The sequence below is a fragment of the Vibrio hippocampi genome (assembly GCF_921292975.1).
Taxonomy (GTDB): domain Bacteria; phylum Pseudomonadota; class Gammaproteobacteria; order Enterobacterales; family Vibrionaceae; genus Vibrio; species Vibrio hippocampi.
The window spans coordinates 363,878-377,731 of sequence record NZ_CAKLCM010000002.1; the positions used below are offsets into that span (position 1 = coordinate 363,878).

11 protein-coding genes are annotated in these 13,854 nt (G+C 48.7%); all 11 read left to right on the top strand.

All coding sequences use genetic code 11. The features are described 5' to 3' along the window. Positions 1-263 precede the first annotated feature (263 nt). The 11 genes from L9Q39_RS04140 to fliM all read left to right on the top strand — a co-directional run bounded on the left by L9Q39_RS04140 (position 264) and on the right by fliM (position 13,839). Positions 264-1,310, top strand: coding sequence for a sensor histidine kinase (locus tag L9Q39_RS04140; protein ID WP_237483860.1), 1,047 nt, complete (start codon positions 264-266; stop codon positions 1,308-1,310). Positions 1,311-1,371: 61 nt separating this feature from the next. After that, positions 1,372-2,802, top strand: a complete 1,431-nt coding sequence (locus L9Q39_RS04145; RefSeq protein ID WP_237483861.1) for a sigma-54-dependent transcriptional regulator — start codon at positions 1,372-1,374, stop codon at positions 2,800-2,802. A gap of 120 nt (positions 2,803-2,922) precedes the next feature. Further along, positions 2,923-3,234, top strand: a complete 312-nt coding sequence (fliE, locus tag L9Q39_RS04150) for a flagellar hook-basal body complex protein FliE (RefSeq protein WP_237483862.1) — start codon at positions 2,923-2,925, stop codon at positions 3,232-3,234. Between the two features lie 45 nt (positions 3,235-3,279). Further along, positions 3,280-5,001: a flagellar basal-body MS-ring/collar protein FliF gene (gene fliF, locus L9Q39_RS04155; protein ID WP_435532825.1), complete on the top strand. Its 1,722-nt coding sequence runs from the start codon at positions 3,280-3,282 to the stop codon at positions 4,999-5,001. Continuing rightward, entirely contained in the window at positions 5,001-6,059 is a 1,059-nt protein-coding gene (gene fliG / locus L9Q39_RS04160) for a flagellar motor switch protein FliG (protein ID WP_237483864.1), read from the top strand. Before fliF ends, fliG begins: the two co-directional genes overlap by 1 nt. A 24-nt stretch (positions 6,060-6,083) precedes the next feature. Further along, a complete protein-coding gene (gene fliH, locus L9Q39_RS04165; RefSeq protein WP_237483865.1) occupies positions 6,084-6,884 on the top strand; it encodes a flagellar assembly protein FliH in 801 nt (266 codons plus the stop codon). Beyond that, positions 6,884-8,206: a flagellar protein export ATPase FliI gene (gene fliI / locus L9Q39_RS04170; protein WP_237483866.1), complete on the top strand. Its 1,323-nt coding sequence runs from the start codon at positions 6,884-6,886 to the stop codon at positions 8,204-8,206. The genes fliH and fliI overlap by 1 nt, the downstream gene beginning before the upstream one ends. A 1-nt stretch (position 8,207) precedes the next feature. Then, positions 8,208-8,648, top strand: coding sequence for a flagellar export protein FliJ (fliJ, locus tag L9Q39_RS04175; RefSeq protein WP_237483867.1), 441 nt, complete (start codon positions 8,208-8,210; stop codon positions 8,646-8,648). A 111-nt stretch (positions 8,649-8,759) separates the two neighbouring features. Further along, positions 8,760-12,155 carry a flagellar hook-length control protein FliK gene (locus tag L9Q39_RS04180; RefSeq protein WP_237483868.1) on the top strand — a complete coding sequence of 1,132 codons (3,396 nt, stop codon included), beginning with the start codon at positions 8,760-8,762 and terminating at the stop codon, positions 12,153-12,155. 129 nt (positions 12,156-12,284) lie between these two features. Next, the gene (gene fliL / locus L9Q39_RS04185) at positions 12,285-12,779 is read left to right on the top strand and encodes a flagellar basal body-associated protein FliL (RefSeq protein ID WP_237483869.1); all 495 of its coding nucleotides are present in this window, start codon (positions 12,285-12,287) and stop codon (positions 12,777-12,779) included. Between the two features lie 7 nt (positions 12,780-12,786). Next, complete coding sequence (fliM, locus tag L9Q39_RS04190; protein WP_237483870.1) at positions 12,787-13,839, top strand: flagellar motor switch protein FliM; 1,053 nt, start codon at positions 12,787-12,789, stop codon at positions 13,837-13,839. Positions 13,840-13,854: the final 15 nt, after the last annotated feature.

Sequence of the window (13,854 nt, forward strand, 5' to 3'; positions counted from 1 at the left end):
TCTCCGAGAAACAGTGCTCGCAGAAAAATAACGGTCACAGAAAAATAGCGTTCAAAGAAAAAGCGATTGATGAAAAAGCGTTATCGCGAAACATATTGTGATCACGATCATGTCAAAATTTGCACGACAAAAAATTGACGCGATTAAGTTGTTGAAAAATATATATAAAAGCCCGGCATGCGTTTTGCATCTGGGCTTTTATTGTTTATGGGTTACTGTTTTATATCGGACCATTACATTGCGTAGCTAGGAAGATTACCACAATGAAAGAAACGATGAATGACCCGTCGTCATCAGAATCACCGTCCAGTTCACATTTAGATTCGTTGGAGTCACAAGTTGAACGCTACCAGCAGGTTATCGAAGCGATGCCAGCAGGGGTGATCCTGTTGGACAGTCAAGGCGTGGTGAGAGAAGCCAACCCTGAAGCGCATCGTATTCTTGAGTTACCTTTGGTAGGGCAAAAGTGGTTTCACCTTATTCAGGTGGCTTTTGACCCGAAAGAGGATGATGGACATGAAGTGTCACTGCGCAATGGTCGTAAGGTGAGGCTTGCGATCTCCGCGTCGACCACGGGACAGCTGATATTGATTACGGATTTAACCGAGACCCGATTGCTGCAATCACGAGTCAGTGACTTGCAACGTTTGTCTTCCTTGGGTCGCATGGTGGCGTCATTGGCACACCAAGTCAGGACGCCACTTTCAAGCGCGATGTTGTATGCCTCAAACTTAGCCTCGCCAAATCTCAATGAGGCGACGCGTTCACGTTTCCAAGTGAAGTTGGTCGATAGACTGCATGATCTTGAAAAGCAGGTGAACGATATGCTGCTGTTTGCAAAAGGTGGCGATAACAAAGTGGTGAAGCCTTTTACCCTCAAAGAGTTGGTTGACGAATATCAGCCGATGGTGGAAACCACGCTTAAAAGCAATAACGTCGACTACTTTATTGAAGTTGAGCAAGAGCAAGTGCAGTTGATGGGCAATGTGAATGCCATTGCTTCCGCACTCAGCAACTTGGTACTGAATGCGGTACAAATCGTTGGTAAAGGGGCACAAGTGGATGTGTTCTTTCGTCCAGTGAATAACGAATTGAAAATCTCGGTACAAGATAATGGTCCGGGCGTACCCGCAGAGTTACAACAAAAGATTTTAGAGCCATTTTTCACCACCCGCTCCCAAGGCACAGGTCTTGGATTAGCGGTGGTACAAATGGTTTGTCGTGCCCATAACGGGCGCTTAGAGTTAATTTCTGAGCCGGACGATGGAGCATGTTTTACCATCTGCCTGCCACTGTCAGAGAATGAATAATTGAGCTTCATTTTCGTTAGAAAATTGATGAGCGAAGTCCATCGATTGAGGAGCAAACATCATGGCACAAAGTAAAGTACTCATCGTTGAAGATGATGAAGGCCTGCGTGAAGCATTGGTCGACACCTTAGCCCTTGCAGGATATGAGTGGATTGAGGCTGATTGCGCTGAAGATGCGTTGGTGAAGCTGAAAGCCGAGCCAGTTGATATTGTCGTCTCGGATGTACAAATGGCAGGCATGGGCGGTTTAGCGCTACTTCGCAGTATCAAGCAACATTGGCCGAAACTTCCGGTGCTGTTGATGACCGCATACGCCAATATTGAAGATGCCGTTGGCGCAATGAAAGAAGGCGCTATCGACTATATGGCGAAGCCATTTGCGCCGGAAGTGCTACTGAATATGGTCAGCCGCTATGCGCCAGTCAAATCAGATGACAATGGCGATGCGATTGTCGCGGATGAAAAAAGCCTTCAGTTGCTGGCTTTGGCGCAAAAAGTCGCTAAAACCGATGCCAGTGTTATGGTGCTTGGTCCGAGTGGTTCGGGCAAAGAGGTGATGTCACGCTACATCCATAATCATTCCAATCGCGCCGATGGTCCGTTTGTCGCAATTAACTGTGCCGCAATCCCAGATAATATGTTGGAAGCGACACTGTTCGGCTATGAGAAAGGTGCATTTACCGGCGCGGTTCAGGCTTGTCCGGGTAAATTTGAACAAGCACAAGGTGGCACCATCTTGCTGGACGAAATCAGCGAAATGGATCTCAACCTGCAAGCAAAACTGCTGCGCGTGTTGCAAGAACGCGAAGTTGAGCGTTTAGGCAGCCGCAAGAGTATTGCGCTTGATGTTCGAGTCTTGGCCACCAGTAACCGCGACTTGCGTCAATATGTGCAAGAAGGCAATTTCCGCGAAGACTTATACTACCGCCTCAATGTTTTCCCAATTGCTTGGCCACCGCTGAGTGAGCGTAAGGGTGACATTACGCCCCTTGCACAGCATCTCACCGAACGACACTGTAAAAAGTTGGGCATGCCCGTCCCTTCCTTTAGTGAACAAGCACTACAAAAATTGCTGAGTTACCCTTGGCCGGGCAACGTACGTGAGCTGGATAATGTGGTTCAACGTGCCCTGATACTTTGCGATCATAATTTGGTCTCTGCGGAGAATATTTTGCTCGAAGGGGTCGATTGGCAAGACGCGTCAGGACTGCAAAATGTGGTGGCGAATCAAGAAGTGATAGCGCCTTATGTTGCCCCGGTAGCAGAAAAGCTGACCGTGGCTGAACGCAGTGACCCAGTCGCGGTATCGACGCCAGCGAGCGAGGGACTAGGTGGCGAGTTGAGAGATCAAGAATTTGCCATCATCTTGGAAACACTCAAAGAGTGCCAAGGGCGTCGCAAAGAGATGTCAGAGAAGTTGGGTATCAGCCCAAGAACACTGCGTTATAAGCTCGCTAAAATGCGTGATGCAGGTATCGATATTCCGAACTAATCCTACTCGCTGACCTCTAGCTCAATAGGGGCTTTTGGTGGTATGATTTTTGCTAATATTTAATGTTAATTTAGTTTATTTAAGCGATCTGTCAATAATTTGGCAGCGGTAAGGTGTCGTATGAAAGTCGATGGACTACATAATGAAATGCAAGCCATGATGCTAGAAGCGGCCAGCGCTCGGCCTAATGCGACCGCTCAGCAGGTCGGGGCGGACTTTGGCAATATGTTGACGCAAGCAATCAACAATGTGAATGGACTGCAAAAATCTTCCAGCGATTTACAAATGCGTTTTGACCGCGGTGATGCCGATGTTTCTCTATCGGATGTTATGATCGCACGTAACAAATCCAGTGTTGCCTTTGAAGCAACCATACAAGTGAGAAATAAGCTTTTTGAAGCCTATAAAGAACTCATGAATATGCCAGTTTAATTTGGGTAGTAACAAGTAGTGGCTCAGAATACACATTCAACCGATATGGCCGTAGTGGACGGAAGTCCCGATGCGCTAGTGTCAACCAATTCAGACTTGGCGGCAGACGGTCAAAATCCCGACATTAACGAAAAAAGTAGCGGTAAGTTTGACTTCGCCGTCGGCGATCTCGATCTGTTGAGACAGGTCGTTTTAGTGCTGTCTATTTCTATCTGTGTCGCATTAATCGTTATGCTGTTCTTCTGGGTCAAAGAGCCAGAAATGCGTCCATTAGGTGTTTATGAGACGGAAGAGCTTATTCCGGTGCTCGACTACCTCGATCAGAAGCAAGTTACCTATAAGCTGGAAGGCAATTCTTTAAGTGTACCTGTAAGCGAATACAACACCATTAAGTTGGATATGGTGCGCTCTGGCTTAAACCAAGCGACCAATCCGGGCGATGATATTCTGATGCAGGATATGGGCTTTGGTGTTTCTCAGCGTCTTGAGCAAGAGCGCTTAAAGTTAAGCCGTGAGCGTCAATTAGCGAAAGCCATTGAACAGATGAAGCAGGTACGCACGGCCCGTATCCTTTTGGCATTACCAAAACAGAGCGTATTTGTCCGCCACAATCAAGAAGCCTCAGCCTCGGTTTTTCTTACCTTGGCAACGGGTGCCGTACTCAAGCAGCAAGAAGTTGACTCCGTGGTCGATATGGTCGCGAGCGCCGTCCCCGGGATGACAACCAGTCGTATTACGGTCACGGACCAACATGGTCGACTGCTGAACTCAGGCTCTCAAGATCCTATCTCGACCGCTCGACGCAAAGAGCAAGAGTTGGAGCGCAACCAAGAACAAGCGCTAAGAGAAAAAATTGATTCTGTGTTAATCCCTATTCTGGGGTTAGGCAACTATACCGCTCAAGTCGATATTCAGCTCGACTTCAATGCAGTCGAGCAAACGCGTAAACGTTTTGATCCAAATACGCCAGCAAAACGCAGTGAATACACCCTTGAAGATTACAGCAATGGCGGCACGGTAGCGGGTGTACCGGGCGCGCTGAGTAATCAGCCTCCTGCGGATGCGTCTATTCCTGATGATGTCGCACAGATGAAAGATGGATCGTTAACGGGGCAAGGTTCTGTTCATAAAGAAGCGACTCGTAACTACGAATTGGATACCACCATCAGTCACGAGCGTAAACAGGTCGGCACCGTCAGCCGACAAACCGTGGCAGTGGCGATTAAGAATCGCGCCAAAGTGAATCCGAATACCGGAGAAGTCAGCTATGAACCGCGTACCGATAGTGAGCTTGCCGCGATTAAACAAGTGCTCATCGGCTCTGTGGGCTTCGATGAGACTCGCGGTGATCTGTTGAACGTATTGAGCATGACCTTTGAGGAACCCGTGGCTGAGCTGTTAGCCGATGTGCCAATCTGGGAGCATCCAAACTTTAACGACTGGATCCGTTGGTTTGCCAGCGCCATGGTTATCGTGGTGGTGGTGTTAGTTCTGATCCGTCCTGCGATGAAGAAACTGCTTAATCCAGCGGCGCAGGAAGGTGATGACCCGATGTATGGTCCAGACGGTCTTCCATTGTCGGCTGATGGCGAAACCAGCTTGATCGGTTCAGATATTGATAGCAGTGAGCTGTTTGAGTTTAGTACCGGCATTGATCTGCCGAACCTACACAAAGATGAAGACATATTGAAAGCGGTGCGCGCTCTGGTTGCGAATGAACCAGAACTTGCTGCACAAGTAGTGAAAAATTGGATGGCTGAAAGCTAATGGCAAATGAAATTATCCCTCAGCAAGGACAAGCGCAACTACCAGACGCGACCAACGTAGATATTTCTAGCGTGACTGGTGATGAAAAAGCCGCAATTTTGCTACTGAGTTTAAATGAGCAAGACGCGGCAAATATTATCCGTCACCTTGAGCCAAAGCAGGTTCAGCGTGTGGGTAGTGCGATGGCTCGTGCCAGCGATCTAAGCCAAGATAAAGTGGGCGCTGTTCACCGCGCATTTCTGGAAGACATTCAGAAATACACCAATATTGGTATGGGCAGTGAAGACTTTATGCGTAATACCTTGGTTGCGGCGCTGGGTGAAGACAAAGCGAACAACCTAGTAGAGCAAATCCTATTGGGTACGGGTTCAAAAGGCTTGGATTCATTGAAATGGATGGATCCACGTCAAGTGGCCAGCATCATTGTCAATGAACACCCGCAGATTCAAACCATTGTGCTGTCTTACTTGGAATCGGATCAGTCTGCGGAAATCTTGTCTCAGTTCCCTGAGCGTGTTCGCCTTGATTTGATGATGCGTATTGCCAACCTCGAAGAAGTTCAGCCTTCGGCACTGGCAGAACTGAACGAAATTATGGAGAAACAGTTTGCGGGTCAAGCGGGTGCTCAAGCTGCCAAGATTGGTGGTCTGAAAGCCGCGGCTGAGATAATGAACTATCTAGATAATAACGTTGAAGGTCTGCTGATGGACCAAATTCGTGACCAAGACGAAGACATGGCGACGCAGATTCAAGATCTTATGTTTGTGTTTGAGAACCTTATCGAAGTGGATGATCAGGGTATTCAGAAACTGCTTCGTGATGTACCACAAGACGTGCTACAGCGCGCATTGAAAGGCGCGGACGAAGGGCTTAAAGAGAAAGTCTTTGGCAACATGTCTAAACGTGCTGCCGATATGATGCGTGAGGATATTGAAGCGATGCCTCCAGTGAGAGTTGCAGATGTCGAAGCGGCTCAGAAAGAGATCCTAACCATTGCAAGAAGAATGGCCGATAACGGAGAGCTGATGCTGTCTGGCGGCGCTGATGAATTCTTGTAATCTTGATGTGAGGTAGAAACGAGTATGTCTGGAGAGAGAAAACGCGGCTTTTTGCGCCCGTCAGAAGATAACACGGCAGAATCGACCCACTCTTGGGGATTACCGGATTACACCTCACAAACGACGCAACATGCAAAAGAAACCGCGTTCAACTACGATCCCAGTTGGTCGCCGACTGATGAACCTGAGGTAGACGAAGCCCCGCTGGAGCTTACCGAAGAACAGATAGAAATCATCAAGCAAGGTGCGTATCAAGAGGGCTTATTCCAAGGTCAAGAGGCGGGCTTTAAGCAAGGCTACGACAAAGGCAAGGAAGAAGGCTTAGCAGCGGGTCATGCCGAAGGTTTACAACAAGGTCAAGCTGACGGTGTGGCAGCGGGAGAAGAGTACATTAAACAGCAAGTGGATACGCTTATGGAACTCGCGAATCAATTTGCTCAGCCCCTTGAGTTGGTGAATAACCAAGTCGAAAAACAGTTGGTGGATATGGTCTTGGCGTTAACCAAAGAAGTGGTTCACGTTGAGGTGCAAACCAACCCGCAAATTATTCTCGATACCGTCAAGCAATCACTTGATGTTCTTCCTGTTACTGGGCACGCCATCACCTTGAAAATGAACCCGGTTGACGTGGATATTATCCGTGCCGCTTATGGCGATCAGGAAATCGAAACCCGCAACTGGACCTTAGTGGTGGAACCCTCATTAAATCGCGGTGATCTGTTTATTGAAGCTGGAGAATCGAGCGTCAGTTATAAAATGGAAGACCGCATCAAAAGCGTGTTGCAAAGCTTCTGCGGAACGAATCGCCATATGGGAGGCGAGTAATGCTGCCGTTGGCTGAACGTTTAGCAAACTACAGCACGACAGGACACCGCTCACGAGCGACGGCATCCGGGAAACTGGTCAGAGTCGTCGGGTTGACGTTGGAAGCGATTGGTTGCAAAGCGCCGATTGGCAGCCTGTGTAAAGTCGAAACCATGTCTGGCGAGATGGAAGCGGAAGTGGTTGGTTTTTCCGGTGAACACCTTTACTTGATGCCAAGCGAACAGATCACCGGAGTCTTGCCCGGCGCAAAAGTCACCCCAATGACCGCGGAAACGGGCTTGCCAGTCGGCATGGAACTGTTAGGTCGCGTCATTGATGGCGTGGGCAACCCCCTCGACGGTTTAGGGGCGCTTTACACCGATAAACGCGCTTCATTTAATGGCACGCCAATCAATCCTTTGGCACGCAAACCTATTTCAGAACCGCTTGATGTTGGCTTAAAGGCGATCAACGGCTTATTAACCGTAGGTAAAGGCCAGCGTATTGGCTTGTTTGCGGGCTCAGGGGTCGGTAAATCGGTCACGCTTGGCATGATGACTCGTGGTACCACCGCGCAAGTCGTTGTCGTTGGCTTAATCGGTGAGCGTGGACGAGAAGTTAAAGAGTTTATCGAAGAGATCCTCGGCGATGAAGGGCGCGCTCGCTCTGTAGTGGTTGCCGCGCCTGCGGATGCGTCGCCTCTGATGCGACTGAAAGGTTGCCAGACCGCGTTGACGATTGCGGAATATTTCCGTGACCAAGGCTTAGACGTCCTATTGTTGATGGATTCATTAACCCGTTTTGCCCAAGCACAACGTGAAATTGCGCTGTCAGTTGGTGAACCGCCTGCGACCAAAGGTTATCCGCCCTCGGTGTTTGCCAAGCTTCCCGCTTTGGTTGAGCGTGCGGGTAACGGCGATGATAACCAAGGTTCGATTACCGCGTTCTTTACGGTGTTAACCGAAGGGGATGATTTACAAGATCCCATCGCCGATGCGTCGCGAGCGATTTTGGATGGTCACATTGTTCTGTCTCGTGAGATGGCGGATGCCGGACACTATCCGGCGATTGATGTTGAGAAATCGGTCAGTCGTGTAATGCCACAAATCACCGATGAACAGCATGTATTGATGTCCAAAGCGGTTCGACAAGTGCTGTCAGTCTGTCGTAAAAACCAAGATCTGGTGTCTATTGGCGCTTATAAGCCGGGCACTGACCCCGCGATTGATAGCGCCTTTACCCTTAAACCTCATCTCGACCAATATTTGCAGCAGACCATGAAAGAGTCGGTGCCTTACGATATGTGTATCAATATGCTGAAAAGTATTTTGCAAGTAAGCTGATATGGATAATGCGTTTGAGTTCTTACTGGAACAAGCGAAAGACAACGAGCAGCAAGCGATCTCGGCTTTGACCAAAGCGCAAGGTGAGTTGGATGAATTTTACCAACAAGTGAAACAGATTGAACAATATCGCCTTGATTACTGCAATCAGTTAGTCGAACGAGGCAAGTCTGGTTTGAGTGCCAGCGAATATGGCCACCTTAATCGATTCTTAACCCAACTTGATGAAACGTTGTCAAAGCAGAAAACCGCCGAACCCCACTTCACCCAGCAAGTGAGTGATTGCGAAGAGGCGTGGCACAATGCTCGAAAACAGCGCCGTTCTTATGAGTGGATGATAGAGAAAAAAGCCAAGGAAGCGGCAATGAAAGCGGAAAAATTGGAGCAAAAGCAGATGGATGAATTTTCAAACCTGCTGTTTTCTCGTCGAACCCGGAGGTAGTTGTTCCGCATAAATGGCGTAATTATTGCATTTATGTGATTGGATGTTGTTAAACGGCACGCTTTTGCCGCAGCAATACAATTCAACTTTGACTATACGAGCCTGAGCAGAATGAGTCTGTCTATCGCAACCAGTAATCTAGTAAAATCTTCAGTAACTAAGCCTGAAATTGCCACTTCGGGACAACCTGTTGAGGTGTCTGAATCCGGTGGCGATAGCGGCGAAGCGAGCACCTTTTCTGATACCCTTGATGCCACGTTGACAGAGAGCAAGGGCAAAGCCTCCGATAAGGCTGTTTCTACGGACAAAGCTTCTATGGACAAGGCGGCTTCTATTGATCAAGCAGCTTCTGCGGATAAGACGGTTTCTGCCGATAAATCCCTATCTACAGATAACTCTGCCGCAGAGAAAAGCGTCACTGAGAAAGCCGCCAAACAAGGCGACGCAGAGATGAACCCGCAACCAACAGCGAAAGCGGTCGTCTCAGCTCAAGGTGATGATGGTGAGTTGCCATTCAGTGATGAGTCACTGGATGTCAAAACCGATTCGTCAGCAAACATCGACAAACACAGTGCCAGTCACGCGGCGCATTCCCAATCTTCTAGCGCCGTATCTGGTGATGAGTCTGCCACTCCAGCAACAACTCAAGCGGATACCAGTAAACTTTCAGCGAACAAAACCCTTTCTGATAGCGCAGAACTGTTGGCGCGTCTCGATCAGTCAAATAAAGCGTTAAAGCCCAATCCAAATCAGTCATTGTCGAATGATTTCAAAATTTCCGCCGTTACAGCCCACAGTACTCAGGCGTTAACTGGCGACGAGACGGGTATTCACCCAAGCAAACCACTGTCTAGTCAAACCGATGATAGTCACGAGAGTGATGTTAAAACGGGCGATTCTAAAATGAATAGCGCGACAACCGAGCAAGTCGCGAAAAGTCAGGGTGAAGTGGTGACGCTCTCTTCCGGTAAACCACAGCAAGCGGGTTTAACATCGTCTGAACATGGACAACTTACCGAAGCAGGACGTGCGGCAACGGTCGAGCAGGCGTCAACCCTACCGTCTGGTGATGCAAACCCCGAAAGTTATAAACAAACGAACATTGAACAAGCCGGTTTAGAAAAAGTTGGTGTAGAAAAAGTCGGCGTTGAAAAAGCAGCAGTGACCTCTGACGTTGCTACGCAAGTAACAAACTCGACTTCGATGATATCAGGGTCGACAGCCGCTAAAGAAGTGACGCATAGCGGTTTTTCCTCCGATAATGTGCTGAATGAAAGCGGCAAGGTTGTTGAGAAAAGTGCCGATATGACCGTGGCATCGAACCAGACGACGCAAGTTGATGGCAAAGAGATCAAAGCGGTAGCAGCAGCCGACGCAGTAGCGTTAGCAAATGGTGATGTTGAACTGCAATCAACCTCGGATTCACAGCAAGTCAGCAACGGCTCGCTAATCGACACCTCATCAGCTCAGCCGTCAACATCGGTCACTGGTGATGAATCCGTGGCTCAAGTCGCCCCCGGCGTGCTTGCTGTGGGCAGCGCCTCTGTTAGTGCGGAACTATCAGCGCGTTTAGAACCGTCCAATAAAGCCGCGTCTCAGCAAAGCCAAGTCGTTGACGATGAATTTGCCGATGAATTTAAAGTCTCAGCGGTGACAGCAAAAGGTGCTCAACAACTCGCGGAGGGTGAAACGGATGTTAGCCAAACCAAGCCACTTGAGGGTAAAACTGGCGCTGCCATGACCGCCGCCGTTGCGCAGAATCAGCTTGACGATCCTGCGTCAGCGATTCAATCAAAATCCGTTGACTTAATGTCGCCGGAGCATGTGCAAGCGAGTAAGGCAGAACATTCGGCAACGGCTGACGTTACGCAGACTGGACAATCACAAGCGGTTGGGCAGCAAGTCGCGGGGCAGTATATTTCTGGTGAACAAATAGTAGGTCAACAAATAGTAGGTCAACAAATATCAGGTCAACAAGTCGATGGTCAGAAAATAGCGGGTCAGCAAATCAGCGCGCAAGATATCACGGTTGAAAAGGTATCAAAATCGCAGTCAGGCGATGGTGAACACGTTAATACTGCACAAAGCAAAGTGACCTCAGATCTTGACTCAATCAGCGCGAAAGAGACAGCGTTGACCAGCCGTTCTATGGATACGTTGGCGGATAGCGCAACGGCAAAGACAACAAGCCCAGCGTTAGACGACGAAGCTCAGGCTCGCTTAATCGCTCAACAGGGTGACACCGTGTTAAGTGCACAAACAGAGAAAACTCCAGAGGCAACGGAGCAATCTGGCACAATGGTGACTGAACAAAAAGCGGCTCAGATTGAGTGGGGCTCGGCAACAACGACGTCATCAACCGATGCCGAGACCGTATTGCCTGTTGAACAAACCAAGCAGGCATCATTGGCAGCAACAGTGGTGAACGCCGACAACACTGAATCTGGACAAGAGAGCAAGTCGGTCGGCCGACAGTCGGTTGCATCATTGAGTGAAGACCAAACTCAATCATTACAGACGCAGCCATTATCAGGGAATACCGCGATTGACTCCGAAAAGTTCGGTACTGAGTCAACGACCAGCGAACTTGAATCCGCGGATGAATCATCATTATTGATGGCTTCGACGTCAGCGCCAACCACCAAGACAAGCAATGAGTTGCAGTGGAGTCCGGCAGAACCTGCGGCACGAACAACGCTCTCGACCGCAGGAGCTGCCAATGCGTTGGCCACAGCACAAACGGCAGTAAATAACGCGGCACAAGCCCAAACGACAGAAACACAACCTCAAGCAAATTCAGCGGCGGATGCAAGATTGATGAACAGCGCTAGCCAGTTAGCCGAATTGCAGGCTTCCGCACCGACCAGCGCGAGTGCCAGTGCTGCACAATCTGCGGCATTCGCTGCCAGCGCAGCCGCAGCGGGCATGGGGTTTGATTCTCGCAAGCAAGGTGCCAATGAAGTCTCTGACATCAATGCGGCTAGCGGCACGACATCAGCACAGGGCATAAATCAGCCAAATATGGCAAGAGCGGAACAGGCGCAAGCAACGACCCCTCAATCGCCATTGCTGTTAAATAAAGAAAACGCTGCGGAACAGATGAACGAGCGTTTGCAAATGATGATGTCGAAAAACTTGAAGCACGTCGATATTCGACTCGATCCGCCAGAATTGGGTCGTATGCAGATACGTATGACTTTAAATAGTGACTCGGCATCAGTACACTTTACCGTTCAGAACCAACAAACTCGTGATATGGTCGACCAAGCGATGCCACGATTGAGAGAAATGTTGTCCCAACAGGGTATTCAGTTAGCGGATACTTCGGTACAGCAACAGAACTCAGGGCAGCAGCAGCGACACGCTCAACAGACTGCTCAGGGGCAAGGACAAGGTTCTGGTGGTCAATCCGCGGGTCAAGGTGATGCGGACATGGGCATGGATGAGGCAACCAGTGTGAATATGGCGGTGCGTAATGCCAGCGACGGCATTAGCTATTATGCCTAAGCGATTATGCTCAACTAGTAATATGCCTAGCTAGTAATATGTCCAATAATAAAGAGTGACTGACCGAATGAAAGTCACTGGCATAATAAACATCATCATCATAAAGATTTTTAGGGTAACAACAGCGCTATGCCAGAAGAAGCGATAGAACAACCAAAAAGTAAAAAGAAACTTATAATTATCATTGTTGCGGCCGTTGCGGTGCTATTGGGTGTGGGAGCGGGAGCGTATTGGTTCTTTGCCTCTGATAAACCTGCCGAGGAAGATCTCCGTGGGGCAACAACAGAGTTAGCGGCACCGGTCGATCCGATTGCGTATGTCAATATTGCCCAGCCATTCGTGTTCAATGTCGCGGGTAAACAGCGTGATCGAATGGTACAGATTAAGGCTCAATTGATGGTACGGGGTGCAGCCAATGAAGAAAATGCGCTCTACCACTCTCCTTTGATCGAGAGTACGCTGCTGTCCACATTTGCTTCTGCGACCGTTGAGCAATTGCGTAGCTCAAATGGCAGGGTAGAACTGAGAAACAAAGCCACGAGTGATATTCAAGCGGCTTTGACACAGGTGGTCGGTCAACCGGTTATTGAGCGTGTTTTATTCACTGATTTCGTAATTCAGTAGGTAGCTTGTGACAGATTTATTAAGCCAAGACGAAATTGATGCGCTGTTGCATGGCGTAGACGACGTTGATGAGGTAGATGAAGAACTGGCTGATGAACCCAAAGATGTGGTGCATTTTGACTTTTCTTCGCAAGACCGCATTGTACGCGGTCGTATGCCAACACTGGAACTGATTAACGAGCGTTTTGCTCGTCATATGCGTATCAGCCTGTTCAACATGTTGAGAAAAACCGCTGAGGTTTCTATCAACGGTGTGCAGATGATGAAGTTTGGCGAATATCAAAATACCCTTTATGTTCCAACCAGTTTGAACATGGTGCGTTTCCGTCCGCTCAAAGGGACGGCATTGATCACCATGGAAGCGCGTTTGGTGTTTATCTTAGTAGAGAACTTCTTTGGTGGTGATGGTCGATTCCATGCCAAGATTGAAGGTCGTGAATTTACTCCGACTGAGCGTCGCATTATTCAATTACTGATGAAGACCGTCTTTGAGGATTATAAAGAAGCGTGGTCGCCGGTGATGGGCGTGGAGTTTGAGTATCTTGACTCCGAGGTTAACCCGAGTATGGCGAACATCGTCAGTCCAACTGAGGTGATTGTTGTCAGCTCATTCCATATCGAAGTGGACGGTGGCGGCGGTGATTTCCACGTCGTTATGCCGTATTCCATGGTGGAACCGATCCGAGAACTGCTTGATGCGGGTGTTCAATCCGACAAGATGGAAACCGACGTACGTTGGAGTACCGCATTGCGGGACGAGATCATGGATGTTCCGGTTAACTTTAGAGTGAATCTGTTAGAGAAAGATGTGTCCCTGCGTGACCTTATGGAATTGCAAGCGGGTGACATTATTCCTATCGAGATGCCAGAAAACGCGACAATGTTTGTTGAAGAATTGCCAACCTTTAGAGTGAAAATGGGTCGCACCAGTGAAAAAATGGCGGTTCAAATTTCAGAAAAAATTAGGCGTCCCGATGTAGTTAAGAGCGACCTTGCTTTCTTAGGTAAGGATATTGTTGCAGAACTTGAACATGTCGAGTCGTCGGATGATGAAGAGTAAGAGAGTAAATAGAAT